This window comes from Citrobacter sp. KH_055_1, assembly GCF_057838705.1.
This window is the reverse complement of sequence record NZ_CM174473.1, coordinates 281,585-308,538: the sequence shown is the minus strand read 5'-3', so window position 1 is coordinate 308,538 and position 26,954 is coordinate 281,585. Positions and strand designations below refer to the sequence as shown.

General features: G+C 55.0%; 17 protein-coding genes. 4 read left to right on the top strand and 13 right to left on the bottom strand.

Annotation, left to right across the window (positions count from 1 at the left end; genetic code table 11):
- Positions 1-13: 13 nt before the first annotated feature.
- Entirely contained in the window at positions 14-2,101 is a 2,088-nt protein-coding gene (malQ, locus tag AC3ITF_RS01460) for a 4-alpha-glucanotransferase (protein WP_096759260.1), read from the bottom strand.
- 12 nt (positions 2,102-2,113) lie between these two features.
- Positions 2,114-4,507: a maltodextrin phosphorylase gene (gene malP, locus AC3ITF_RS01455; RefSeq protein WP_137399875.1), complete on the bottom strand. Its 2,394-nt coding sequence runs from the start codon at positions 4,505-4,507 to the stop codon at positions 2,114-2,116.
- Positions 4,508-5,138: 631 nt separating this feature from the next.
- Between malP and malT the strand changes: the two genes are divergently transcribed.
- Positions 5,139-7,844, top strand: a complete 2,706-nt coding sequence (gene malT / locus AC3ITF_RS01450) for an HTH-type transcriptional regulator MalT (RefSeq protein WP_489176088.1) — start codon at positions 5,139-5,141, stop codon at positions 7,842-7,844.
- 41 nt (positions 7,845-7,885) lie between these two features.
- Here malT and AC3ITF_RS01445 read toward each other — a convergent pair whose 3' ends face one another.
- The 3 genes from AC3ITF_RS01445 to glpE all read right to left on the bottom strand — a co-directional run bounded on the left by AC3ITF_RS01445 (position 7,886) and on the right by glpE (position 9,979).
- Positions 7,886-8,644 (bottom strand): DeoR/GlpR family transcriptional regulator, encoded by a 759-nt coding sequence (locus AC3ITF_RS01445; RefSeq protein ID WP_096759257.1) that lies wholly within the window; start codon positions 8,642-8,644, stop codon positions 7,886-7,888.
- A 74-nt stretch (positions 8,645-8,718) separates the two neighbouring features.
- Complete coding sequence (gene glpG, locus AC3ITF_RS01440; protein ID WP_137362557.1) at positions 8,719-9,549, bottom strand: rhomboid family intramembrane serine protease GlpG; 831 nt, start codon at positions 9,547-9,549, stop codon at positions 8,719-8,721.
- Between the two features lie 103 nt (positions 9,550-9,652).
- Positions 9,653-9,979 carry a thiosulfate sulfurtransferase GlpE gene (gene glpE, locus AC3ITF_RS01435; RefSeq protein WP_096759255.1) on the bottom strand — a complete coding sequence of 109 codons (327 nt, stop codon included), beginning with the start codon at positions 9,977-9,979 and terminating at the stop codon, positions 9,653-9,655.
- Positions 9,980-10,170: 191 nt separating this feature from the next.
- Between glpE and glpD the strand changes: the two genes are divergently transcribed.
- Positions 10,171-11,679, top strand: a complete 1,509-nt coding sequence (gene glpD, locus AC3ITF_RS01430) for a glycerol-3-phosphate dehydrogenase (protein WP_489176087.1) — start codon at positions 10,171-10,173, stop codon at positions 11,677-11,679.
- 182 nt (positions 11,680-11,861) lie between these two features.
- On the opposite strand, the gene glgP is transcribed toward glpD, so the two are convergent.
- From glgP to asd, 6 genes are all read right to left on the bottom strand, one after another.
- Positions 11,862-14,309 carry a glycogen phosphorylase gene (glgP, locus tag AC3ITF_RS01425; RefSeq protein ID WP_115257289.1) on the bottom strand — a complete coding sequence of 816 codons (2,448 nt, stop codon included), beginning with the start codon at positions 14,307-14,309 and terminating at the stop codon, positions 11,862-11,864.
- 19 nt (positions 14,310-14,328) lie between these two features.
- Positions 14,329-15,762, bottom strand: a complete 1,434-nt coding sequence (gene glgA, locus AC3ITF_RS01420; protein ID WP_115257288.1) for a glycogen synthase GlgA — start codon at positions 15,760-15,762, stop codon at positions 14,329-14,331.
- Positions 15,762-17,057, bottom strand: coding sequence for a glucose-1-phosphate adenylyltransferase (gene glgC / locus AC3ITF_RS01415; protein WP_115257287.1), 1,296 nt, complete (start codon positions 17,055-17,057; stop codon positions 15,762-15,764). The genes glgA and glgC overlap by 1 nt, the downstream gene beginning before the upstream one ends.
- A gap of 17 nt (positions 17,058-17,074) precedes the next feature.
- On the bottom strand, positions 17,075-19,048 hold the full coding sequence (glgX, locus tag AC3ITF_RS01410; RefSeq protein ID WP_489176086.1) for a glycogen debranching protein GlgX: 1,974 nt from the start codon (positions 19,046-19,048) through the stop codon (positions 17,075-17,077).
- Positions 19,048-21,231 carry a 1,4-alpha-glucan branching enzyme gene (gene glgB / locus AC3ITF_RS01405; RefSeq protein WP_115257285.1) on the bottom strand — a complete coding sequence of 728 codons (2,184 nt, stop codon included), beginning with the start codon at positions 21,229-21,231 and terminating at the stop codon, positions 19,048-19,050. The genes glgX and glgB overlap by 1 nt, the downstream gene beginning before the upstream one ends.
- A gap of 313 nt (positions 21,232-21,544) precedes the next feature.
- Positions 21,545-22,651 (bottom strand): aspartate-semialdehyde dehydrogenase, encoded by a 1,107-nt coding sequence (gene asd, locus AC3ITF_RS01400; protein ID WP_096759248.1) that lies wholly within the window; start codon positions 22,649-22,651, stop codon positions 21,545-21,547.
- 190 nt (positions 22,652-22,841) lie between these two features.
- Between asd and yhgN the strand changes: the two genes are divergently transcribed.
- On the top strand, positions 22,842-23,435 hold the full coding sequence (yhgN, locus tag AC3ITF_RS01395; protein ID WP_003023480.1) for an NAAT family transporter YhgN: 594 nt from the start codon (positions 22,842-22,844) through the stop codon (positions 23,433-23,435).
- A gap of 1,011 nt (positions 23,436-24,446) precedes the next feature.
- Positions 24,447-24,893 carry a hypothetical protein gene (locus tag AC3ITF_RS01390; protein WP_117342474.1) on the top strand — a complete coding sequence of 149 codons (447 nt, stop codon included), beginning with the start codon at positions 24,447-24,449 and terminating at the stop codon, positions 24,891-24,893.
- 88 nt (positions 24,894-24,981) lie between these two features.
- Here AC3ITF_RS01390 and gntU read toward each other — a convergent pair whose 3' ends face one another.
- The gene (gntU, locus tag AC3ITF_RS01385; RefSeq protein ID WP_115257284.1) at positions 24,982-26,322 is read right to left on the bottom strand and encodes a gluconate transporter; all 1,341 of its coding nucleotides are present in this window, start codon (positions 26,320-26,322) and stop codon (positions 24,982-24,984) included.
- Complete coding sequence (gntK, locus tag AC3ITF_RS01380; RefSeq protein ID WP_096759246.1) at positions 26,322-26,852, bottom strand: gluconokinase; 531 nt, start codon at positions 26,850-26,852, stop codon at positions 26,322-26,324. The genes gntU and gntK overlap by 1 nt, the downstream gene beginning before the upstream one ends.
- Positions 26,853-26,954: the final 102 nt, after the last annotated feature.

Sequence of the window (26,954 nt, the reverse complement as noted above, 5' to 3'; positions counted from 1 at the left end):
TCCCGGCTTTTTTTTACTTCTTCTTCGCGGCAGCTTTTCGCCGTTTGTCCAAATCCTTAATCAGCTTGTTCACCCCGCCATCGGCAAACATCGCCTCAAGCGTCGTCGTCAGCTTACGCCGCCAGTTTTTGTACTGGTCGCTGGTCCCCGGAATATTGACCGGCTCCGCCATATCCAGCCAGTCCTCCGGCTGCAGGCCCAGTAGGGCGCTGTTGCTGTCGGCGATATAGCGCTGCATACCCCGGTTGAGGATCGGCGTCATCGACATCAACGACGCCTTGTGTCCGGCGCGTTTTGGCAGACAGCCGTATTTGTGCAGCGCATCCAACAGGCCCTGCTTCGCCAGTTCACGGTCCTGATACAACCCGCGCAGCACAACTTCATCCGGGTACAGCCCCAGCGTTTTACCGAGCGTCAGATCACCGCTGTCCCAATAGCCTTTAAGCGTAGGAAGGTCATGCGTCGCCGCGACTGCCATTGATTGTTCCGGGTACGCCTGCGGCGCGCGGAAGTTCTTCTCATGGTCATTCTCAAAATAGAGCACTTTGTAGGAATACACGCCGCTGTCACGCAGCTTGCTGACAATTTCTACCGGTACAGTACCCAGGTCTTCACCAATCACCATACAGTGATGACGTTGACTTTCCAGCGCCAGAATAGAAAGCAGGTCGTCGACCGGATAATGCACGTAGGCGCCGTGATCGGCGGTTTCGCCGTAGGGGATCCACCACAAACGCAGCATCGACATTACATGGTCAATACGCAGCGCCCCGCAGTTCTGCATATTGGCACGCAGCAGCTCGATAAACGGCTCGTAGGCGCGCGCGGTGATGATATGCGGATCCATCGGCGGCAGGCCCCAGTTCTGACCGAGCGGACCAAGAATATCCGGCGGTGCACCAACGGACGCTTTCAGGCAGTACAGCTCACGGTCACACCAGGTTTCTGCCCCACCTTCTGCTACGCCGACCGCCAGATCGCGGTACAACCCGATAGGCATTGCAAAGCCCTGACTGGTTTCCCAACAGGCAGCAAACTGGGTATACGCCAGCCACTGTAGCCAGAGGTAGAAATCCACTTCATCGCGGTGCTCTGCGCAGAACTGTTTCACCGCCGGTGAGTCCACCGTCCGGAAGTCTTCCGGCCACGCAGGCCAACCCCAGCGCGATTCATCTTCTTTCGCCTGATATGCATGCAGCGCGTCGAACGCCGCCTGCCAGTAAAGACTTTCACCTTCCTGAGCCACAAAACGACGGAATGCCGCCATCTGCTCATCATCACGCACAGAGAACCCTTTCCACGCCAGACGTAGCGCGGTCATCTTCAGCGTGGTGACGGTGGTGTAATCCACCCACTCGGCATCGCGGGCCTGTTGCAGGGCTTGCTGCGTGGCAGGCTTCTGCCACCAGCTCTGCGCCGCTTTGCTCAGACGGAAGTCCTCTACCGCATTCACATCAATGTAGATCACGTTCAACCAACGGCGCGAAGACGGGCTATACGGGCTGGCGCTCTCCGGGTTCGCCGGATACAGCGCGTGGATCGGGTTGAGGCCAATAAACGCCCCGCCGCGTTTAGCCACTTCCGGCAGCATCGCCTTCAGATCGCCAAAATCACCAATCCCCCAATTGTTCTCTGAACGCAGGGTATAAAGCTGGACGCAGGCACCCCACAGCTTTTGCCCGGCCAGCAGCGCCTGCGGCTCATAGCAACGTTTTGGCGCGACGATGATGCGGCAATGGCTGCGCGCTTCGTCCTGAGTCAGGGTGAGCGTGTGATACCCCTCCGGCAACTTCGCCGGAAGGTGAAAAGATTTACCGCCAGTGACATGCCCTTTGTGCTGCACACCGTCTTCGGTGGTCAGCAGCCAGCTAAATTCACCACTCCCTTCAACCGCCAGCGGCATTTTTTTGCCGACGGTATACACCATCACGTTTGGCACCGGAGTCACCGCCACTTTCGTGGCGGCGGTAGTACGATGCATGGCGTCAAGCAAACGCCGTTTGGTATCGGCGCCAATAGACTGCGGTTTACCGTGGGCATTAATGTAATTGGGGCTGATCCCCGCCGCCAGCGCGGCATTATCCAGACGTTTGCCTTCCATCGTGGTTCCTTATTAGCGTTTTGCCTGCCAGATACGAGCCTGATAATCGCGGATGGAGCGATCCGAGCTGAACATGCCACAGCGTGCGGTATTCAGGATCGCCGCCCGGGTCCAGGCCTCCTGGTCACGGTACAACACATCAACCTGCTTCTGGGCTTCAACGTAGGCGGCGAAGTCGGCCATCACCAGATAAGGGTCACCGCCCTGCTTACCGATGCTGTGCAACATCTGATCAAAGGCGTGTTTATCACCGTTGCTGTATTTGCCGCTTTCCAGCTCTTTCAGTACCGCATCCAGCACTTTGTCTTTCTTGCGCCATTTCACCGGGTCATAGCCTTTCGCCTTCAGCGCCTTCACCTCTTCCACGGTGTGGCCAAAGATAAAGATGTTTTCATCACCCACTTTCTCGGCGATTTCGACGTTAGCCCCGTCCAGCGTGCCCACCGTTAACGCTCCGTTCAGCGCCAGCTTCATGTTGCCGGTACCAGACGCTTCTTTGCCCGCCGTCGAGATCTGCTCAGAGATATCCGCCGCCGGGATCAGCATTTCCGCCGCTGAGACACAGTAATCCGGCAGGAATACCACCTTCAACTTGTCGCCGACGTGCGGATCGTTATTAATGGTTTCCGCCACTTTGTTGATAGCAAAGATGATGTTCTTCGCCAGGTAGTAACCCGGTGCCGCTTTCGCGCCAAACAGGAATACGCGCGGGACGCGATCTGCCTGCGGGTTCTCACGAATTTCTTTGTACAACGCCAGAATATGCAGCAGATTCAGGTGTTGGCGTTTGTACTCATGCAGACGTTTGATCTGAATATCAAAGATGGCGTCGGTGGTTATCTCAATACCGGTACGCGCTTTAATAAACGCCACCAGGCGCTGTTTGTTCGCCAGCTTGATGTCGCGATACTGCTGACGAAACTTAGCATCGTCGGCGTATTTTTCCAGGTTGATCAACTGGTCAAGATCGTTGGCCCACTCTTTCTTCAGCGATTTATCCAACAACGCAGCAAGTGCCGGGTTGCACTGTTTAATCCAGCGGCGCGGCGTAATACCGTTAGTCACGTTATGGAATTTGTTCGGCCACAACTGGTGATATTCCGGGAACAAGTCTTTCACGACCAGATCAGAGTGCAGCGCCGCTACGCCGTTAACAGCAAAGCCGCTAACCACGCACAGGTTCGCCATGCGTACCTGCTTGTTGTGCACGACTGCCAGCTTCGCCCAAACCGCATCGTCGCCAGGCCAGGTTTTATCCACCAACGTCTTAAAGCGGTCGTTAATCTCTTTGATGATTTGCATATGGCGCGGCAGCAGCGCTTTTATCAGTTTCTCATCCCAGCACTCCAGCGCTTCCGGCATCAGCGTATGGTTGGTATACGCGAACGTTTTGCTGGTAATCGCCCACGCGTCTTCCCAGCTCATCTGATGCTCGTCAATCAGCACGCGCAGCAGCTCAGGAATAGCGATGGTCGGGTGGGTGTCGTTCAGCTGAATGACTTCGAAATCAGCCAGTTGATGCAGCTTACGCCCTGCCAGGTGATGGCGGCGCAGAATATCGGCTACCGAACAAGCACACTGGAAGTACTGCTGCATCAGGCGCAGCTTCTTGCCCGCCGTGTGGTTATCGTTCGGGTAGAGCACTTTAGTCAGTTTTTCAGCGTCGATACCTTGCTGCTCTGCACGCAGGAAATCGCCGTCGTTGAATTTGGTCAGGTTAAACGGATGCGCGTGGCTGGCCTGCCACAGACGCAGCGGTTGCGCCACGCCGTTACGATAACCGAGCACCGGCAGATCCCAGGCCTGGCCGGTGATGATAAACCCGGGCGTCCAGTGACCTTCTTTGCTGACTTTGCCGCCAATACCGACCTGCACATCCAGCGCCTCGTTATGACGGAACCACGGATAGCTTCCGCGATGCCAGTCGTCCGGCGCTTCCATCTGTTGGCCATCAGCAAACGACTGACGGAACAGGCCGTACTGGTAATTCAGGCCGTAGCCCGTCGCGGATTGCCCCACCGTTGCCATTGAGTCGAGGAAGCAGGCCGCCAGGCGTCCCAGCCCACCGTTACCCAGCGCCGGGTCGGTTTCTTCTTCCAGCAGGTCGGTCAGATTGATGTCGTGCGCTTTCAGCTCATCGCTCACTCCCTGATACCAGCCCAGGTTTAGCAGGTTGTTGCCCGTCAGGCGACCGATCAAAAACTCCATCGAAATGTAGTTAACATGGCGCTGGTTTTTAGCGGGTTTCACCGCAGGCTGGGCGCTGAGCAATTCAGCCAACGCCCCACTCACGGCCTGCCACCACTGACGTGACGTCATTTCGTGAGCCGACAGTAAACCAAAGCGCTGCCACTGACGAGTCAGGGCCGCCTGAAAGAGATCTTTGTTGAAGGTTGGCTGTGACATAGAGGTTCCAGATCCTTTAGGTAATAAACAACGTTATCGCTAGTTTGCCAGGCTCAATGTTGACCTTCCTCATCCTGGTGAGGATTAGGGAGGGAGGAGGTGCGGGGATGAGCATAAAAATGTGATCGCCGCCACTTAAAGGAGAGGGTATTGCCCGTCGTTACGCAGAATACCCACATAAAATACCTGCCAATGCGACAGGTTTTTCGCATTAACCAAACGGGACTCAGCAGACAATATCAAATAGCGGGATACGGTTGAGAAAAAATATGTAAACAGAGAAACAGTTTCTAACCTGAAATACATATAGTGATTAAGATATTTCACACGAAAGTTTTAAGTCGATCGCGAATACCCATGACAACATTCTGGACAATACACGAGTCATAAAAAACGAGTGGGTATTTTCGCGACCATTAGAATAACGCCAAACCCAGTCGCCACGGCCTTTGTGGCCCCTAAGAGCAATTATTGCAATAGATGTATAGAATTGTGACATAGTGCAAATTCAGACACACAAAAAACCCGCTTAGCTTGCATAAAATGACTTTCTGGCCGACCTTATAGCTATTAATTACGAAGCGCAAAAAAAATCATTTTCCCCATTTTCACACAGTGAAGTGACTAACATATGTTGATTCCGTCTAAATTAAGTCGTCCGGTTCGTCTCGACCATACGGTGGTTCGTGAGCGCCTGTTGGCTAAACTTTCCGGCGCGAACAATTTCAGGCTCGCCCTGGTAACAAGTCCTGCTGGTTATGGAAAAACGACGCTGGTTTCACAGTGGGCGGCGGGGAAAAATGAACTGGGCTGGTTCTCACTGGATGAGGGTGATAACCAGCAGGAACGCTTTGCCAGCTATTTGATTGCCGCTATTCAACAGGCGACCGGTGGACACTGTACGACCAGTGAAGCCATGGTACAAAAACGCCAGTACGCCAGCCTGACCTCACTGTTTGCTCAGCTCTTCATTGAACTGGCAGAATGGCATCGTCCGCTGTACCTGGTGGTGGATGATTATCACTTAATCTCTAATCCGGCCATCCACGAAGCCATGCGTTTTTTCCTGCGCCACCAACCTGAGAATCTCACGCTGGTGGTGCTGTCACGTAACTTACCGCAGCTGGGTATTGCCAACCTGCGGGTGCGCGATCAGCTATTGGAAATCGGCAGCCAACAGCTGGCCTTCAACCATCAGGAAGCGAAACAGTTCTTCGATCGACGTTTATCCTCCCCCATTGAAGCGGCGGAAAGCAGCCGCATGTGCGATGACGTCGCCGGGTGGGCTACCGCATTACAGTTGATCGCCCTTTCCGCACGCCAGAACAATCATTCCGCGCACCAGTCGGCACGACGCCTGGCCGGGATCAATGCCAGCCATTTATCAGATTATCTGGTCGATGAAGTGCTGGACAGCGTGGATCTCAGTACCCGCCACTTCCTGTTGAAAAGCGCCATATTACGCTCCATGAACGATGCGCTGATTGTCCGGGTGACCGGGGAAGAGAACGGCCAAATGCGACTGGAAGAGATTGAGCGTCAGGGACTATTCCTGCAGCGGATGGACGACATCGGCGAATGGTTTAGCTATCACCCGCTGTTTGGTAACTTCTTACGCCAGCGCTGTCAGTGGGAACTGGCGGCCGAACTCCCCGAGATCCATCGCGCCGCTGCAGAAAGCTGGATGGAGCAAGGTTTCCCCAGCGAAGCCATTCACCATGCGCTGGCGGCAGGCGACGCCCATATGCTGCGCGATATCCTGCTCAATCATGCGTGGGGGTTGTTTAACCACAGCGAGCTGGCGCTGCTGGAAGAGTCATTAAAAGCGCTGCCGTGGGAAAGCCTGCTGGAAAATCCACGTCTGGTGCTGCTACAGGCCTGGCTGATGCAGAGCCAGCACCGCTACAGTGAAGTGAACACCCTACTGGCGCGCGCTGAGCAGGAAATGAAAGGTGATATGGAGCCAACGCTGCATGCCGAATTTAATGCACTGCGTGCTCAGGTAGCGATTAACGACGGTAATCCTGACGAAGCTGAGCGTCTGGCAAAACTGGCGCTGGATGAGTTACCGATCGCCTGGTTCTACAGCCGTATCGTCGCCACCTCGGTGCACGGCGAAGTCCTGCACTGTAAGGGCGACCTGACGCGCTCGCTGTCATTAATGCAGCAAACGGAGCAAATGGCGCGTCATCATGACGTCTGGCATTACGCGTTGTGGAGTTTGATCCAACAAAGCGAAATTTTATTCGCCCAGGGCTTTTTGCAAGCCGCCTGGGAAACCCAGGAAAAAGCCTTCCAGCTGGTGAAAGAGCAACATCTGGAACAGCTGCCTATGCATGAATTCCTGGTACGCATCCGCGCGCAGCTCCTGTGGGCCTGGGCGCGGCTGGACGAATCCGAAGCGTCTGCCCGCAGCGGCATTGAACTGCTTTCCACCTTTCAGCCGCAGCAGCAGCTACAGTGTCTGGCACTGCTGGTACAGTGTTCGCTGGCGCGAGGCGATCTGGACAATGCCCGCAGCTTGCTCAACCGTCTGGAAAACCTGCTGGGCAACGGACATTATCACAGCGACTGGATCTCCAATGCCGATAAGGTCCGCGTGATTTACTGGCAAATGGTCGGTGACAAAAATTCGGCCGCCAACTGGCTGCGTCATACGCCGAAACCGGAGTTTGCCAACAACCACTTCCTGCAAAGTCAGTGGCGTAACATTGCCCGCGCGCAGATCCTGCTCAGTGAATTTGAACCGGCAGAAATTGTGCTGGAAGAACTCAATGAAAATGCGCGTAACCTGCGCCTGATGAGCGATCTCAACCGCAACCTGTTGTTGCTGAATCAGCTGTACTGGCAGGCTGGACGCAAAAATGATGCACAGCGCGTGTTACTTGATGCACTGCAGTTGGCAAATCGTACCGGGTTTATCAGCCATTTTGTGATTGAAGGCGAAGCGATGGCGCAGCAGTTACGCCAGCTAATCCAGCTTAATACGCTGCCGGAACTCGATCAGCATCGCGCCCAGCGCATTCTGCGTGAAATTAACCAACATCACCGCCACAAATTCGCCCACTTTGATGAAGGGTTCGTGGAGCGTCTGCTGACCCATCCCGAAGTCCCGGAGCTTATCCGCACCAGTCCGCTGACCCAGCGCGAATGGCAGGTGTTAGGACTGATTTATTCCGGCTACAGCAACGAGCAAATCGCCGGTGAGCTGGCCGTTGCCGCGACGACCATCAAAACGCACATCCGCAATTTGTACCAAAAACTCGGCGTGGCTCACCGCCAGGACGCGGTACAGCATGCGCAAAAACTGTTGAAGATGATGGGGTACGGGGTGTAATTAGCCCGGAGGCGTTAACGCTTACCGGGCCTGTCTCTGGCTTAGCACAACTCCAGCTGAATATGGTGGTCGGCAATCACCTGCATCACGCCCGCAGGCGGCAGGGTGTCGGTATACACGGCGTCCACCATGCTGATGCTGCCCATATTCACCATTGCATTTCGACCAAACTTCGAATGATCCACCACCAGCATTACATGCCGTGAATTCTCAATAATGGCGCGTTTGGTGCGGACTTCGTGGTAATCAAATTCCAGCAATGAACCATCGCTGTCGATACCGCTGATCCCCAAAATACCGAAATCCAGACGAAACTGTGAAATAAAGTCGAGGGTGGCTTCGCCCATAATGCCGCCATCGCGGCTACGCAGTTCGCCCCCGGCCAGAATAATGCGGAAATCTTCTTTCACCATCAGCGTATTGGCCACGTTGAGGTTGTTGGTCACAATACGCAAGTTGCTATGGTTCAGCAGCGCGTGAGCGACGGCTTCCGGCGTGGTACCAATGTCAATAAACAGCGTGGAGCCGTTCGGGATCTGCGTGGCGACCTTACGGGCAATGCGCTCTTTTTCTGCCGTCTGCGTGGCCTTACGATCATGCCAGGGGGTATTCACCGAGCTGGATGGCAACGCCGCGCCGCCGTGGTGGCGCAAAATCATGTTCTGATCGGCCAGGTCGTTAAGGTCCCGGCGAATCGTTTGTGGGCTGACGGAGAAATGCTCCACCAACTCCTCAGTGCTGACGTATCCCTGTTTTTTTACCAGTTCAATGATCGCGTCATGTCGTTGTGTTTGTTTCATTATTGTTCCCTGGAATTTTGCCGGATGGCGCTAACGCTTATCCGGCCTACAGTTTGCTATCACAACACTCTCATTCAAGTTCGTTTTCGCACATTGAGCGTGTCTGCCAATGCCATAGCCAGACCAACGGCCAGGCCAGCCATATGTGCGCCGTTCGCCATCGACATACCAAACAGATCGAACCAACCGGCAACAATCCAAATCAAGGCAAAGAGAATCAAACCACGCTGCAGGAAAATACCGCTTTGCGGATCGCGTTCGCCGCGTAGCCACACATAGCCCATCAACGCATACACCACGCCAGACAACCCACCAAACCACGGGCCGCTGAATTTCTGCTGCACATAGCCGCTCAGCAGGGCGCTGATAACGGTAATAACAATCAGTTTTCCGCTGCCCAACCGCTTTTCTACCGCCCCGCCGAGATACCACCACCACAGCAGGTTGAAGAGGATGTGCATCAGCGAGAAGTGCATAAAAGCGTGGGTGAAATAACGCCAGAATTCAAATTTCAGCGAGGGATCGAACGGCCACGCTAACCACAGCATCACCGTTTGATCGCCCACCACATTCATGGCGATAAACACCAGCACACACGCGGCCATCACCACCCAGGTGACCGGTCCGGCGCGTTCGCGCAGCGTGGCAAGAAACGGAAAACGTTGATAGTGCAGGCCACTGTCGGTTTGGCCGGACTGCCAGCTGGCCGCCAGGTAACGCGGGTCGCCAGGGTTTTCCAGAAAACGCGCCAGCTCAGCGCGCACGCGCTCAGCCTGGGACTCATCCGCCAGCCAGACATCCGTTTGACTATGTTGCTGAATCGTCAGGATAACGCCCTGTGTCGCCATATAATCAACAAAGGCCTGCGCCACGCGGGGGTTAGCAAAAGAGGTAATCATCAACATCGTTGCTGTCGCTTATTCCACACAAAAGAGGACAGTATATCGACACTACCCGTTTCAGGCTGCATCTTTGTTATATCCGTCATACTTCACTGTCGCGTCGGGCTTACGCACCAAACGTCACTTCCGCAGGAAAATGTCGATGCCAGGCATCGAATCCACCGTCGATGCTGTACACCGCATCGTACCCCTGCTGAAGCAGATATTGTGCCGCACCTTTACTGCTGTTGCCGTGGTAACACATCACCAGCACAACGGTATCAAAATCATGGTCACGCATAAAGGAACCCAGCGTGTCGTTAGTCAGGTGAAACGCCTGTGGCGCATGGCCCATGGCATAGCTTTGCGGATCGCGGATATCCACCAGCACCGCCGTTCCGTGCAGCAGCTTCTGATGGGCTTCTTCGACATTGATACATTCAAACTGATCCATGATGTTCTCTTATTATTTCTATGCAGGTAACCAATATTACCTGGCAGTGTACGTCGCCTGCACAGGTAAACGCCATAATGTTATATGTATCACTGTAAATTGTTTATCCGATGTTACCAATGGCGCGATTCTTTGCTATTATGCTCGATAACGAACATTAATGAGCTATAACGAAAGTGCGAGAGGCCAGCATGGAAACCAAAGATCTGATTGTGATAGGTGGAGGCATCAACGGTGCCGGTATCGCGGCAGATGCCGCTGGACGCGGTTTATCCGTGCTGATGCTGGAAGCGCAGGATTTAGCCTGTGCAACCTCCTCCGCCAGCTCCAAACTCATCCACGGTGGCCTGCGCTACCTTGAACACTACGAATTTCGTCTGGTCAGCGAAGCGCTGGCTGAACGTGAAGTCCTGTTGAAGATGGCACCGCATATAGCCTTCCCGATGCGCTTTCGTCTGCCCCATCGCCCGCACCTGCGTCCGGCCTGGATGATCCGTATTGGTCTGTTTATGTACGATCATCTGGGCAAACGCACCAGTTTACCGAGTTCCACTGGTTTGCGTTTTGGCGCAGATTCTGTGATGAAACCCGAGATTGTGCGCGGTTTCGAATATTCTGACTGTTGGGTAGACGATGCACGGCTGGTTTTGGCAAATGCCCAAATGGTTGTGCGTAAAGGCGGGGAAGTATTAACCCGTACTCGCGCCACCTCCGCTCGTCGTGAAAACGGTCTGTGGATTGTCGAAGCGGAAGATATCGATACCGGCAAGAAACACACCTGGCAGGCTCGCGGCCTGGTTAACGCCACCGGTCCGTGGGTGAAAGAGTTCTTCGACGACGGTATGCACCTGCCTTCACCTTACGGTATCCGCCTGATTAAAGGCAGCCACATTGTGGTGCCGCGCGTACACACCCAGAAACATGCATACATCCTGCAAAACGAAGATAAACGTATTGTGTTTGTCATTCCGTGGATGGATGAGTTCTCAATTATCGGCACCACCGACGTCGAATACAAAGGCGATCCTAAAGCAGTGAAAATTGACGACAGCGAAATCAATTATCTGCTGCAGGTCTACAACGCACACTTTAAGAAACAGCTGGGCCGCGAGGATATCGTCTGGACCTACTCGGGCGTACGCCCGCTGTGCGATGACGAGTCCGACTCGCCGCAGGCTATTACCCGCGATTATACGCTGGATATCCACGACGAAAACGGCAAAGCGCCGCTGCTGTCAGTCTTCGGCGGCAAGTTAACCACCTACCGTAAGCTGGCCGAGCACGCGATGGAAAAACTATCGTCGTACTATCAGGGCATCGGTCCGGCATGGACCAAAGAGTGCATCCTGCCTGGCGGTGACATCGGCGGCGATCGCGAAGATTACGCGGCAAAACTGCGCCGTCGCTATCCGTTCCTGACCGAATCACTGGCGCGCCACTATTCGCGCACCTACGGCAGCAACACCGAGTGGATCATCGGCGAAGCGACCTCGCTTGCTGAGTTAGGCGAAGACTTCGGGCACGAGTTCTATGAGGCAGAGCTGAAGTATCTGGTCGATCACGAATGGGTACGCCGCGCCGACGATGCGCTGTGGCGCCGCACGAAAGAAGGCATGTGGCTGAACGCTGAGCAGCAGGCACGCATGACCCAGTGGCTGGCGGAGTATGTTGAAAAACACCAGCTGTCGCTGGCGTCCTGATAAAAATGCCGGATGGCGGCTGACGCCTTATCCGGCCTACAAGAGTGCATTAACGTAGGCCGGGCAAGCGAAGCGCCCCCGGCAACGAGCGCCCTGTAGGCCCGGTAAGCTTCAGCGCCACCGGGCATTTTGCCGGATGGCGGCTAACGCCTTATCCGGCCTACAGGTAGCCCTATCTCTTGTTACAACCGTACTGAATCAATATGCCAGATGTTCTCGGCGTACTCTTTGATGGTTCTGTCCGATGAGAAGTAGCCCATGTTGGCGATGTTAATCATTGCCTTGGTGGTCCACTGCTCCGGCTCGCGGTACAGTTCATCAACCTTGTCCTGACAATCGACATAGCTACGATAATCCGCCAGCACCTGATAGTGGTCACCGAAGTTGATCAGCGAATCCACCAGGTCGCGATAGCGTCCCGGCTCTTCAGGACTGAAGACCCCGCTGCCAATTTGCGTCAGCACCTGATGCAACTCCTCATCTTTCTCGTAATACTCGCGCGGCTTGTAACCTTTGCTACGCAAGGCCTCCACCTCTTCAGCGGTATTCCCGAAGATAAAGATATTCTCCGCACCCACATGCTCCAGCATCTCGACGTTGGCTCCGTCCAGCGTACCGATGGTCAACGCACCGTTCAGCGCAAATTTCATGTTACTGGTCCCGGAGGCTTCGGTCCCGGCCAGTGAAATCTGCTCAGACAGGTCGGCGGCAGGAATGATCACCTGCGCCAGACTGACGCTGTAGTTCGGGATGAACACCACCTTCAGCTTGTCGCCAATCTGCGGATCGTTGTTGATCACTTTTGCCACATCGTTGATCAAATGGATGATGTGCTTCGCCATGTAATAGGCCGACGCGGCCTTACCGGCGAAGATATTCACGCGCGGCACCCACTCGGCGTCAGGATCGGCCTTGATGCGGTTGTAGCGGGTGATCACATGCAGCACGTTCATCAGCTGGCGTTTGTACTCATGAATACGCTTGATCTGCACATCAAACAGCGATTTCGGGTTCACCACCACGTTAAGCTGCTGGGCGATAAGCGTCGCCAGACGCTTTTTATTCTCCAGCTTCGCACGGCGTATGGCCTGGTTCACCAGAGGGTAATCACAATGCTGTTCCAGCTCGCTGAGTTGGCTGAGATCGGTTCGCCAGGTACGGCCAATGTTCTCATCCAGTACCTCAGAAAGCGGCGGGTTGGCCAGCGCCAGCCAGCGGCGCGGCGTCACGCCGTTGGTGACGTTGCAAAAACGCGTCGGGAAGATTTTCGCAAAATCAGCAAACAGCGACTGCACCATCAGGTTGGAGTGCAGCTCAGACACGCCGTTTACTTTATGGCTGACCACCACCGCCAGCCACGCCATACGCACGCGGCGGCCGTTGGACTCATCAATGATCGAGGTACGTCCCAGCAGTCCGGTATCGTTCGGATACTGCTCCTGCAACGTCTTCAGGAAGTAGTCGTTAATCTCAAAGATGATTTGCAGATGGCGCGGCAGGATCTTGCCCAGCATATCCACCGGCCAGGTTTCCAGTGCTTCGCTCATCAGCGTGTGGTTGGTGTACGAGAACACCTGGCAGCAGACCTCAAACGCATCGTCCCAGCTAAACTTGTGCTCATCAATCAGCAGGCGCATCAGCTCAGGGATCGACAACACCGGGTGGGTATCGTTGAGGTGAATGGCGATTTTATCCGCCAGGTTGTCGTAGGTTTTGTGCAGCTGATAATGGCGGCTCAAAATATCCTGGATCGTCGAGGAGACCAGGAAGTACTCCTGGCGCAGACGCAGCTCGCGCCCGGAATAGGTGGAGTCATCCGGATACAGTACGCGGGAGACGTTCTCAGAGTGGTTTTTATCTTCCACCGCCGCAAAGTAGTCGCCCTGGTTAAATTTACCGAGGTTGATTGCGCTACTGGCCTGAGCATTCCACAGGCGCAGCGTATTGGTCGCGTCAGTGTCGTAGCCCGGGATAATCTGGTCGTATGCTACCGCGAGGATCTCTTCGGTCTCGACCCAGCGCATCTTCTTGCCTTCCATCTGAACACGGCCACCAAAGCGCACTTTGTAGCGCGTATTGTGGCGTTTGAACTCCCACGGGTTACCGTATTCCAGCCAGTAGTCCGGCGACTCTTTCTGTCGGCCATCAACAATATTCTGCTTGAACATGCCGTAGTCGTAGCGAATACCGTAGCCGCGGCCAGGCAGGCCTAACGTCGCCAGCGAGTCGAGGAAGCAGGCTGCCAGACGCCCGAGGCCGCCGTTACCGAGGCCGGGGTCATTTTCTTCGTCGATCAGATCTTCGAGATCCAACCCCATGCCTTCCAGCGCATTTTTGACATCGTCATAAATTCCCAACGATAACAGTGCATTGGAAAGCGTGCGGCCAATCAGAAACTCCATTGACAGGTAATAGACCTGGCGGGTTTCCTGAGATAATTGCGCACGATTAGAACGCAGCCAGCGCTCCACGAGGCGATCGCGCACCGCGAACAACGTGGCGTTCAGCCACTCATGTTTGTTGGCAATGACCGGATCTTTGCCAATCGTGAACATCAGCTTGTAGGCGATAGAATGCTTAAGAGCCTCTACGCTGAGTGTGGGCGATGCATAACTAAATGGAGCATTCATATAGGTGATTCCTGGATATCTATTTCAAGCGATAGTAAAGCTCACGGTAGGATTTCGCCGCGACTTGCCAGCTAAAATCCATGGCCATTGCCTGACGTTGTACAAACCGCCAGAGCGAAGGGCGCGACCACAACACGAAAGCACGCCGGATTGCCCGCAACAGCGACCAGGCATTACTATCTTCAAATACAAACCCACTGGCGATACCGTCCGCCAGGTTTTCCAGCGAACTGTCGGATACCGTATCAGCCAGCCCACCGGTACGCCGCACCAGCGGTAGCGTACCGTACTTCAGTCCATACAATTGTGTTAAGCCACACGGCTCAAAGCGACTGGGCACCAGAATAACGTCAGCCCCGCCCATAATGCGGTGCGAGAAGGCCTCATGATAGCCAATCTGTACACCCACCTGGCCCGGATGCTCTGCCGCTGCCGCAAGGAAACCTTCCTGCAACACCGGATCGCCCGCACCCAGTAACGCTAGCTGTCCGCCCTGCTCCAGTAAACCGGGCAGCGCTTCCAGCACCAGATCCAGCCCTTTCTGGCTGGTCAGACGGCTCACGACTGCAAAAAGCGGCACTTTGTCGTTAACCTTAAGCCCCATCGCAATCTGCAGTTCACGCTTGTTCTCGGCTTTGTCTTCCAGCGAGTCACGCGTGTAGCGCGATGCCAGCAGCAGGTCCGTTTCCGGACTCCAGATGTTTTCATCAACGCCGTTCAGCACGCCAGAAAGACGTCCTTCACGATGACGCTGCTGCAACAATCCCTCCATCCCATAGGCAAATTGCGCCTCGGTGATTTCCCGCGCGTAGGTCGGGCTAACCGCCGTAATATGGTCGGCGTAGTACAACCCCGCCTTCAGGAAAGAAATCTGCCCGTTGAACTCCAGTCCATGCACATTAAAGAATGACCATGGCAATTGGATGTCATCCATATGCTTTGCATAAAACATGCCTTGATAGGCCAGGTTGTGCACGGTGAACACCGATTTCGCCGGGTGGCCGCGTGCCGCCAGATACGCCGGGGCCAGACCTGCATGCCAGTCGTGCGCATGCACCACATCCGGGCGCCAGAATGGATCAAGCCCGCAGGCCATTTCGCATCCCACCCAGCCGAGCAGCGCAAAGCGCAGGACGTTATCAGAGTAAGCGAACAGGTTAGTATCGTGATACGGGCTGCCGGGACGGTCGTAGAGGTGCGGCGCGTCAATCAGGTAAATACCGACGCCGTTGTAATGGCCGAACAGCAGCGTGATACGTCCGGCAAAGGTATCGCGCCGCGTCACGACCTGCGCATCAGGAATGCCGCGACGGATATCCGGAAACGCCGGGAGCACGACGCGGGCATCCACGCCATCGGCAATTTGCGCGGCCGGCAACGCGCCAAGAACATCTGCCAGTCCCCCGGTTTTTAACAGGGGGAACATCTCTGAACATACGTGTAAAACCTGCATTATCGCTCCTGTTTGATCTGCAGTTTGCGCAGCATTTCACGCGTGACCAGCACAATACCTTCCTCTGAACGGTAGAAACGACGTGCATCTTCTTCCGCGTTTTCACCAATCACCATGCCTTCAGGGATGACGCAGGCACGGTCAACGATGCAGCGGCGTAAGCGGCATGAACGCCCGACCCACACTTCAGGTAACAACACTGCCGAATCAATGTTACAGAAAGAATTCACCCGCACCCGCGGGAACAGAACAGACTGCACCACCACCGAACCGGAAATAATACAGCCGCCAGAGACCAGCGAGTTCAGCGTCATGCCGTGGCTACCGGAGCGGTCCTGCACAAACTTCGCCGGCGGCAGTGATTCCATGTGTGTGCGAATCGGCCAGTCCTGATCGTACATATCCAGTTCCGGGGTAACCGACGCCAGATCGAGGTTAGCCTTCCAGTAGGCTTCCAGCGTCCCAACGTCGCGCCAGTACGGCTCGGATTCCGGGTCTGACTGTACGCAGGATTTAGGGAATGGATGTGCATAAGCCATGCCAGCTGCGGTAATTTTCGGGATGATATCTTTGCCAAAGTCGTGGCTGGAGTTTTCATCGAGATCATCTTCTTCAAGTAATTCATACAGATAATCGGCGTTGAAAACATAGATCCCCATACTGGCAAGGGATCGGGTCGGATCGTTTGGCATAGCCGGTGGATTCGCCGGTTTTTCCACGAATTCGATGATTTTGTCGCTGTCGTCGACGTCCATGACGCCAAAGGCGCTGGCTTCCTCAATCGGCACCGGCATACAGGCCACGGTGCAGCGTGCGCCTTTTTCGACGTGGTCGATCAGCATGCGCGAATAGTCCTGTTTGTAGATATGATCGCCCGCGAGGATCACCACATATTCCGCTTTATAGCGTCGAATGATGTCCAGGTTTTGGGTGACCGCATCTGCCGTGCCGCGATACCAATTTTCACCCTGCATTCTTTGCTGGGCAGGCAGCAGATCGACAAACTCGTTCATCTCTTCACTGAAGAACGACCAGCCGCGCTGAATATGCTGCACCAGCGTGTGGGACTGGTACTGGGTGATCACGCCAATACGGCGGATCCCGGAGTTAATGCAGTTGGATAAAGCAAAATCGATAATGCGGAACTTACCGCCAAAGTGCACGGCAGGCTTAGCACGTTTGTTGGTTAAATCTTTCAGGCGGGTACCACGACCACCGGCCAGGATTAGGGCAACAGATTTTAATGGCAGCTGGCGCGCCAACATTACACGATCGTTCTTCTCTAAACTCACCATGACTAACTCCTTTTTTATCATCTTTGGAACACACACAGTCCGTGCGCAGGTCCCTGCCAGACAGCCGTAATAACCGGATTATCCTCTCCGGCAAATGGAGGAACGGCATGCCATTCCCCTTCAGGTAAAACGATATCTGTCACCTCAAGCGTGGCGTTTATCACGATCAGAAAACGGTCTGAGAGCAGGATCTGCATCTGCCTCGGGCCGTTTTGCCACTCATCCGCACTTAAGGGTTGTGCGTATCGGTTCAGCCAACGCACATTGCCGTCGCCCTCTTCCCACCAGCGATCGTCTGTTAAGGCAGGGATCTGCTGGCGAAGATGAATCAACGCGGCGGTGAATGTGGTTAGCCCGCTGTTTGCCTGCTGCCAGTCCAGCCAGGTTAAGGCGTTATCCTGGCAGTAAGCGTTATTGTTACCGTGCTGGCTATGACCATGTTCATCTCCCGCCAGCAACATCGGTGTACCCTGAGAAAGCAGCAACGTCGTCAACAGGGCATGCATGCTGTCGCGTCGCCGTTCAATCAGGTCCAGCGTGCCGCCTAATCCTTCTTTACCATGATTGTCGCTGTAGTTATTGCTAGTGCCGTCGCGATTTTCCTCACCATTCGCTTCATTGTGCTTATTTGTGAAGCACACACAGTCACGCAGCGTAAAACCATCGTGCGCCGTCACCAGATTGACCGATGCGCTGGGTTTGCGACCAGGGTGTTTAAACATGTCGCTGGAAGCCGCAAAACGTCCGGCAAACTCCCCAAGGGGCAGATTACGCTGGAGCCAGAAGCGTCGACTTGCATCGCGGAAATGGTCATTCCACTCAGCAAACGGCGGGGGAAAATTCCCTACCTGATACCCGCCTTCACCGATATCCCATGGCTCCGCAATCAGCTTAACGCCTGAAAGCAGCGGGCAGTTTTGGATTGCGGTAAACAGCGGCGCATCCTGACGAAACGCAGGCGTACGCCCCATAACGGATGCTAAATCAAAACGAAAACCGTCCACATGGCAGGTTTCCACCCAATAGCGCAGGCATTCACACGCATACTCCACGATACCGGGATGGCTCAGGTTGAGGGTGTTCCCACAGCCGGTCCAGTTGTAGTAATCACCATCGTCCCTGATCCAATAATAGCTACGGTTATCAATTCCGCGCAGGGAGAAGACCGGCCCTTCAAGATCCAGCTCAGCGCTGTGGTTCAAAACGATATCGAGAATGATCTCAATCCCCGCTTTGTGTAGCGCTTTGACGGCATCGCGAAACTCATCCAGCGCGTGTTCAGGTGAGCAGGCATAGGCCGGATGCAGTGCAAACATGGCTACCGGGTTGTAGCCCCAGTAGTTCGACAGCCCCAGCCGCTGCAGTCGCGGCTCGCTGGCGAAATGCACCACGGGCAGCAGTTCCAGCGCAGTAATGCCGAGACGCTTGAAATAGTCGATCATCACCGGATGACCGAGCGCTTTGTAAGTGCCGCGAATCTGTTGCGGAATGTCCGGGTGCAGATACGTCAGCCCTTTAACATGCGCTTCGTAGATAACGGTATTGCCCCACGGCGTGCGCGGCGGGGCATCGTCTTCCCAGTCATAATGGTCTGACACCACCACGCTTTTCAGGGCAATCGCCGCGTTATCGTGATGATCCGGTTCGTTCATTCCACCGTGCAGCAGCGGGTTATCTTTTAACTCGCCATCGACCCGGCGCGCGCAGGGGTCAATCAGCAGTTTCGCTGGGTTAAAACGGTGTCCCTGCTGCGGCTGCCACGGACCATGTACGCGATAACCATAGCGCAAACCGGGCCGGGCATCGGCCAGATAGCCGTGCCAGACATCGCCGCTACGTCCCGGCAAATCATAGCGATGCTCACAGCCTTGCTCATCGAATATGCACAGTTCGACACGCTCGGCGTGCGCCGAAAAAAGGGTGAAATTAACGCCATGGCCGTCATACGTTGCACCATGGGGGGTGGCATTGCCGGTTGCCAGTTGTGTCATCACCCCTCCCGCATCAGCCAAATCGTGGCCAGCGGCGGCAACGTCAGGCTCAGTGAATGCTGGCGACCGTGGCTGGCAATTTCATCGCTTTGTACTGCGCCGCCGTTGCCGGTATTGCTACCGTGGTAATGCATCGAGTCTGTGTTGAGGATTTCTCGCCATTTGCCCGGTTGATTGATGCCAAAGCGGTAGCCGTGGCGAGGTACCGGCGTAAAGTTGCTGGCAACGATAATTTCATTACCGGCTTTATCACGACGAACAAAAATCAGCACCGACCGTTCGTTGTCATCGACCACCAGCCATTCAAAACCATAGCCGTCAAAGTCGAGTTCATGCAGCGCTTTGTGATGACGATAAGTGTGGTTCAGGTCGCGCACCAGACGCTGTACACCGTGGTGCCAGTTATCGCCCCCCTCCAGCAGATGCCAGTCGAGGCTGGCGTCGTGGTTCCATTCACGGCCCTGGGCAAACTCGTTACCCATAAACAGCAGCTTCTTACCCGGGAAGGCCCACATCCAGCCATAGTAGGCGCGCAGGTTGGCAAACTTCTGCCACGCATCGCCCGGCATGCGGTCGAGGATCGATTTCTTACCGTGCACCACTTCATCGTGTGACAGCGGCAGCACAAAGTTCTCGGTGTAGTTGTACAGCATGCCGAAGGTCAGCTTATCGTGATGGTGCTGGCGATAAACCGGGTCCAGCTTCATGTAGTCCAGCGTGTCGTGCATCCAGCCGAGGTTCCACTTGTACCAGAAACCTAAGCCCCCCATGTCCTGCGGTCTTGATACACCGGCAAAGTCGGTCGACTCTTCCGCCATACTCACCGCGCCCGGTACCTGTTCGCCAAGAATACGGTTGGTATTACGCAAAAACTCGATGGCTTCGAGGTTCTCACGCCCGCCGAATTCGTTCGGGATCCACTCGCCGTCTTTGCGGCTGTAATCGCGGTAAATCATCGACGCCACGGCATCCACGCGCAGCGCGTCAATGCCAAAGCGCTCAATCCAGTACAGGGCGTTACCCACCAGATAATTACTGACTTCACGGCGCCCGTAGTTGTAGATCAGCGTGTTCCAGTCCTGGTGATAGCCTTCGCGCGGGTCGCTATGCTCATACAAGCTGGTACCGTCAAACTGAGCCAGACCGAAGTCATCCGACGGGAAGTGACCGGGTACCCAGTCGAGGATCACGTTCAGCCCCGCCTGATGCGCGGCATTCACAAAATAGCGGAAGTCATCGCGCGTGCCGAAGCGTCGGGTCGGTGCATACATGCCGGTCGGCTGATAGCCCCAACTGCCGTCAAACGGGTGCTCGCTAACCGGCAACAGCTCAATATGGGTAAAGCCCATCCACTTCACATAGGGGATCAGTTGATCCGCCAGTTCGCGATAGCTCAGCCAGAAGTTGTTGTCCGTATGGCGACGCCACGAGCCCAGATGCACTTCGTAGATAGAGATCGGCGCATCAAACTGGTTGGCTTTTTTGCGTTCCTCCGTTTGCACCACTTTTTCGGGCAAACCGCAGATCACCGACGCCGTTTCCGGACGCATTTGCGCTTCAAAGGCATACGGGTCGGCTTTAACACGCAAATGACCGTTGGCATCGATCATCTCGTATTTGTACAGCTGCCCCTGCTGTGCTCCGGGGATAAACAGCTCCCAGATTCCGCTCTCTTTGCGCAGGCGCATCGGGTGGCGGCGACCGTCCCAGTAGTTGAACTGCCCTACTACCGAAACGCGTCGTGCGTTCGGTGCCCAGACGGAAAAACGCGTGCCGGTCACACCGTCCATGGTATCCGCATGTGCGCCCAGCGTTTCGTACGGGCGCAGATGCGTCCCTTCGGACAACAGCCAGGCGTCCATATCCTGAATAAGCGGGCCAAAACGGTAAGGGTCATCGATCAGATTCTGCTGTCCATGCCAGACAACAGCCAGCTGATAGCGAAAGAAATTTTTACGGCGGGGAATTACAGCACAGAAAAAACCGCGAGGGTCGAGGCAATCCAGCTTGCCGACTTTGCGTCCGGTTTTTGGTTCGATCACCCACACTTCGGTGGCGTCAGGTAAAAGAGCACGGACTTCAAGTCCGGCGTCAGTTTGGTGCATACCGAGTACGGAAAAAGGATCCGCAAAATGGCCTGCAATTAGCGCATTAATCACGTCTCTATCGATACGAACGGACATGGTTGTCATCCTGTTTTATGGTGTCACCCCTTCCAACTGATTTTCGACATCAGGTAGTGACACTTTTTTTGACCTGAACGACGCAGCACAATTGTGCATCCTCTCTGCGTCGTCCCACCTTCAGGCAACAACTTAATACCTCCGGTATTAAGTCACTCTTAAAGAATAGCCAATGCTTTATCTTACTCCCGGTAAAAAATGAAACATCTGCGCTTACTCCTGTATTACGCAAAAAAAAGGGCGACTCAGCACCCAATGTTTAAACACGGTCTGTGTCTGCCGGATGGCGATATGCTTATCCGGCAGTCCCGCATTACGCCAGCTGACGCAGCATCCGGCGCAATGGTTCCGCAGCACCCCAGAGCAGCTGATCGCCCACGGTAAAGGCTGACAGGAACTCCGGTCCCATATTCAGCTTACGCAGACGACCGACTGGCGTGGTCAACGTACCGGTAACGGCCGCTGGGGTTAACTCACGCATGGTGATATCCCGATCGTTTGGCACCACTTTCGCCCACGGATTGTGCGCGGCCAGCAGTTCTTCCACGGTCGGAATCGACACATCTTTTTTCAGTTTAATCGTGAACGCCTGGCTGTGGCAGCGCAGTGCGCCGACGCGCACGCACAGACCATCCACCGGGATCACGGAAGACGTGTTAAGAATTTTGTTGGTTTCCGCCTGCCCTTTCCACTCTTCGCGGCTCTGGCCGTTATCGAGCTGTTTGTCGATCCACGGAATCAGGCTCCCGGCCAGCGGGACGCCAAAGTTATCAACCGGCAGGGAGCCGCTACGGGACAGGGTTGTCACTTTACGTTCGATATCGAGGATAGCAGAAGAAGGGGTCGCCAGTTCATCGGCCACATGGCTATACAGATGGCCCATCTGCGACAGCAGTTCACGCATATGACGCGCGCCGCCGCCGGAAGCCGCCTGGTAGGTCGCCACGGACACCCAGTCCACCAGATCGTTGGCGAACAGACCGCCGAGTGACATCAGCATCAGGCTAACGGTGCAGTTACCGCCGACAAACGTCTTGATGCCGTTGTTCAGACCATCGGTGATCACATTCTGGTTAACCGGATCGAGAATAATGATGGCATCGTCTTTCATGCGCAGTGAAGAGGCCGCGTCAATCCAGTAACCCTGCCAACCGCTTTCACGAAGCTTTGGATAGATTTCGTTGGTATAATCGCCGCCCTGACAGGTCACAATAATGTCGAGCGCCTTCAGCGCATCGAGATCAAATGCATCCTGAAGCATGCCGGTGGAGGTCGCACCAAACGTCGGTGCCGCCTGCCCAAGCTGGGAAGTAGAAAAGAAAACAGGGCGAATGGCGTCGAAGTCGCGTTCTTCTACCATGCGTTGCATGAGTACAGAGCCGACCATACCGCGCCAGCCGATAAAACCAACATTTTTCATAGCGTTTTTTTCCTGCAGAGATGTGTGCTGTGTATGTACGCCATTATCCTGTGACGTATCCTTCACCATACAAAAAGCAGCCAAAGTCGCAAGTGAAATTAATCAATGATAGCGAAGCCATCAGTAATGCGACTTATCCCGCTGCGCTCGCAAGCAGAAAGTCCGCGGTAATTATCAGGGAATTTGAGTTATGAATGAAATCATTTCAGCGGCAGTTTTATTGATCCTGATTATGGATCCGCTCGGAAATCTGCCCATTTTCATGTCCGTATTGAAACATACTGAACCGAAACGCCGTCGCGCAATTATGATTCGCGAGCTGTTTATTGCGCTGCTGGTGATGCTGATATTCCTGTTTGCGGGCGAGAAAATTCTGGCATTTCTTAACCTGCGCGCGGAAACCGTGTCGATCTCCGGGGGCATCATTTTGTTCCTGATCGCCATCAAGATGATTTTCCCCAGCGCCACCGGTAACAGCACCGGACTGCCCGCAGGCGAAGAGCCGTTTATCGTTCCACTGGCCATTCCGCTGGTGGCGGGCCCCACCATCCTGGCGTCGTTGATGCTGTTGTCGCATCAGTACCCGAATCAGATGGGACATCTGGTGATTGCCCTGCTGATCGCCTGGGGTGGAACGTTTGTGATTTTATTGCAGTCGTCGCTGTTCCTGCGCCTGCTAGGTGAGAAAGGGGTTAACGCGCTTGAGCGCCTGATGGGGCTAATTCTGGTGATGATGGCAACCCAGATGTTCCTCGATGGCGTACGGATGTGGATGAAGGGGTGACGCACTCATATTACGCCGGGTGGCGGCTTCGCCTGACCCGGCCTACGATGTGGATGTGTGCTCGTTTGTAGGCCCGGTAAGCGCAAGCGCCACCGGGCAACCGTTTTGAAGCTGGAGAGCATGGTATTTCAGAGAACGGTTCCGTTCACTTATTCCTCCAGGCTACCGGGCCGGGCGCGAGGCAGCGTCCATGCAAAACGCGCCCTGAACCCGCATCCCTGCGGGTTCTCCCGGCCTTACGGAAACGCGTCGGCAATTTTCAGCCGGACCAGCCCACACCTGACCACCTGAGCTTTTACTTGAATACCTCTGAACAGCAAAACGGATATAGCTGAAAGCCAGAGCGCTGAAGCGACACCCTGGTCCGGCTGAAAATCGATGAGGTGTTGACGGCTGACCGGGTCTGCCCGCAGGGATGCGGGCAGAGGGGACGGCCTGCATGGATGCAGGCTCGGCCCCGACCCGACAGGCAGACGGAATAAGACGAATAACTCGCGCAGCGACGATTTTCCCGCCGGGAGCCTGGGTTGCAAGGGAGGCGGCGGTGAGCCTCCCTTGCACGTTCACGGGCATCAGCGCTTCAGAGAAATGACACCACTCAGGTGAACGGAACCCTGAGCAATAATCACATGTTCACCCTACATGCTTAACTGAACGGCATTGCACTGTAATTTCAGGTATTCCTTATGCTTTTAAACCGCTGAGAAAACGTATTTTCATTTCTGCGAAGCGCCTTCCGGAATGCCCTCTTGTCAGCATCGCGGATTAGCATTATCTTCTCGCTGCACCTGCAAAATCAGGTGCCAGAATTAGCCTTCTGAACTCTTTCATCGGTGACGCAAGTATTTTTGTGTCGCACGCTTAGGTACACTTCAATGGTGGACCGGGCGGGGGCGTCGCAAGACGCACCGGTATCCGATGAGGCCGGTAAGGCTAACCCTGCTCGGTTCCACCACCAGTGAGATTAGCCTCTCCAGTGGTGGATGAAAATCACTCATCGGAGGCTGCCCTATGGCGACTACCCCTCTCTTTTCACACTCTTTATTTACCCTGCCCTTTAGCCATGCCACAGATTTCACCGAGCTGGCGGATAACTGCGAGCGTTTTGTCGAAGGACTTGTTGAATGCCATGACCCGGTTGAAAAACTGGCTATTTGTGCGCGGCTGTCGGCCTGTCTGGCACTATTGCAACCAACCTTAACGGAACCTGTACCGCATCACCTGCAAGCCAGCCTGACGGTGGAAACATTCCCCACCCGTTCTCCGCTCTTTGAGCCTGAACCCGACCAGATGGGGCGCTACTGTCAGTTATTAACGCACCTGCTGATGAGTAAAACGCTGTCTGACGAGATGGAACGCGTGGCAGGTGACTTACTGCAGGATCTGGTGGAATATTTCGCCGATACGCTAAAAGCACCGCGCTGGCTGAAAACAGAAGAAGGGTTGGTCGTGCTATAAAAAAGCCGGGTAGCGCTTACCCGGTCTACGGTGTGGAAATGTGCTCGTTTGTAGGCCCGGTAAGCGCAAGCGCCACCGGGCAATGCCCTCAGCTCAATAGCTGGAAAGCAATCATACCGACAATTGCACCGACCGTGCCGAGGATGGTTTCCATCATCGTCCAGGTCTTCAGCGTTTGCGCTTCGGTCGCACCAGTGAACTTACCGAACAGCCAGAAACCGGCGTCATTCACGTGACTGACCACGATAGAGCCACCCGCGATACAGATAGACAGGGCCGCCATCTGCGCGCCGGAGAAGTTCAGCTGTTCAATCACCGGCATCACCAGACCGACCGCCGTTAAGCAGGCCACGGTTGCAGAACCCTGAATGATACGCACCGCCGCTGCCAGCACGAAGCAGGTGATGGCAATCGGCAGGCCCATTCCAGTTAATGCTTCACCCAGTGCCGGACCGACACCAGAATCCACCAGCACCTGCTTGAATACGCCACCAGCACCGATCACCAGCAGAATAATCCCCGCCGGTTGCAGCGCATGACCGCAGATCTCCATCACTTTGTCTTTTGGCATCCCCTGGCGAATGGCCAGGCCGTAAATCGCCACCAGGCACGCCACCAGAATCGCGGTGAACGGGTGGCCGATAAACTCGAACCATTCGTAGGTTGAAGAACCGACCGGCACAAAGCGTGCGGCGATGGTTTTCAGACCCACCAGTACCAGCGGCAGCAGGATCAGCGACAGGCTGAAGCCGAAGGACGGCATTTTGCCTTCACCCAGATGCGGCTCGGTAATGTCTTCCGGCACGTGCAGCTCAACGTAACGGCTGATAAAATTGCCCCACAGCGGCCCGGCGATAATCATGCCCGGGATCGCCGCACACAGGCCAATCAGGATCATCCAGCCAAAGTCGGCGTGCATCTGAGAAGCCAGCAGCATCGGCGCGGGCCCCGGCAGCAGAAACGCCGCCGCTGCCGCCACGCCCGCAAACAGCGGAATGACCAGCTTAACCAGGTTGGTACCGGTGTGGCGCGCCATCGAGAACGCCACGCTTATCAGCAGCACAATCGCCACTTCAAAGAACAACGGTAATGCGCAAATCAGACCGGCCAGGCCAATCGCATAGTGCGCGCGGCTGTGACCAAAGGATTTCAGCATTTTGACGGCAATCTGATCGACCGCGCCCGTTTCATGCAAAATCTTACCGAACATGGCACCGAGAGCGACCACAATCGCCAGGAAGCCCAGCGTGCCCCCCATCCCTTTTTCCATGGTGGCCGCGATTTTATCGAGCGGCATACCGGAAAAGAGACCTGCACCAATAGACACCACCATCAAAGCAACGAAGGCGTGCATACGCGCCTTCATTACTAAAAACAGCAGTAATAAAACAGACCCTACTGCTGTTAAAACAAGCGTTAATGTAGTCACTACTTACTGCCTTGGTTTATAACCTCAATGGTGCTCGCTACCACACCATCCAGTGGTTGATCGATATCCACCACCAGTACATCGCTTTCGTCCGCACCCGGCTCTTCCAGCGCATCGAACTGGGTAACCAGCATCTGCGTTTTGAAGAAGTGACCTTTGCGCGCTTTCAGGCGGCTTTCAATCACGTCGAAGTCCCCTTTCAGGTAGATGAAAGAGAGATTCGGATTGCCTTCGCGAAGCAGGTCGCGATAGTGTTTTTTCAGCGCAGAACACACGATCAGCGAGACCTTGTTGGTACGCTGCATCGCAAAGGCGGCGTCATTGAGCGCCTGTAACCACGGCTTACGGTCGTCGTCGTTCAACGGCTCACCGGCGGCCATTTTCGTGATGTTGCTGCGCGGATGGAGAAAATCGCCATCAAGAAACGCGGCCTGCAGTTGATGCGCCACTTCGCTGGCGACAGCAGATTTACCGCTGCCCGATACGCCCATCAGAACGTAAACGTGGTGATCATGATTAGTCGTGCTCAAAGCGTTGCCCCCACTGGTACAAGAATCAGGAATTGTTACGGGTAACTGTTATCGGTAACATTGTCCAGCCGGACAAATGGAGAAGCAATATCCATTCGTGCT

Coding starts and splice junctions, on each gene's coding strand:
- yhgN (WP_003023480.1), top strand. CDS start 22,842: ATGAATGAAATCATTTCAGCGGCAGTTTTATTGATCCTGATTATGGAT.
- glgP (WP_115257289.1), bottom strand. CDS start 14,309: ATGAATGCTCCATTTAGTTATGCATCGCCCACACTCAGCGTAGAGGCT.
- asd (WP_096759248.1), bottom strand. CDS start 22,651: ATGAAAAATGTTGGTTTTATCGGCTGGCGCGGTATGGTCGGCTCTGTA.
- malQ (WP_096759260.1), bottom strand. CDS start 2,101: ATGGAAGGCAAACGTCTGGATAATGCCGCGCTGGCGGCGGGGATCAGC.
- glgC (WP_115257287.1), bottom strand. CDS start 17,057: ATGGTGAGTTTAGAGAAGAACGATCGTGTAATGTTGGCGCGCCAGCTG.
- glgB (WP_115257285.1), bottom strand. CDS start 21,231: ATGTCCGTTCGTATCGATAGAGACGTGATTAATGCGCTAATTGCAGGC.
- glpG (WP_137362557.1), bottom strand. CDS start 9,549: ATGTTGATGATTACCTCTTTTGCTAACCCCCGCGTGGCGCAGGCCTTT.
- AC3ITF_RS01445 (WP_096759257.1), bottom strand. CDS start 8,644: ATGAAACAAACACAACGACATGACGCGATCATTGAACTGGTAAAAAAA.
- malP (WP_137399875.1), bottom strand. CDS start 4,507: ATGTCACAGCCAACCTTCAACAAAGATCTCTTTCAGGCGGCCCTGACT.
- AC3ITF_RS01390 (WP_117342474.1), top strand. CDS start 24,447: ATGGCGACTACCCCTCTCTTTTCACACTCTTTATTTACCCTGCCCTTT.
- glgA (WP_115257288.1), bottom strand. CDS start 15,762: ATGCAGGTTTTACACGTATGTTCAGAGATGTTCCCCCTGTTAAAAACC.
- glgX (WP_489176086.1), bottom strand. CDS start 19,048: ATGACACAACTGGCAACCGGCAATGCCACCCCCCATGGTGCAACGTAT.
- glpD (WP_489176087.1), top strand. CDS start 10,171: ATGGAAACCAAAGATCTGATTGTGATAGGTGGAGGCATCAACGGTGCC.
- glpE (WP_096759255.1), bottom strand. CDS start 9,979: ATGGATCAGTTTGAATGTATCAATGTCGAAGAAGCCCATCAGAAGCTG.
- malT (WP_489176088.1), top strand. CDS start 5,139: ATGTTGATTCCGTCTAAATTAAGTCGTCCGGTTCGTCTCGACCATACG.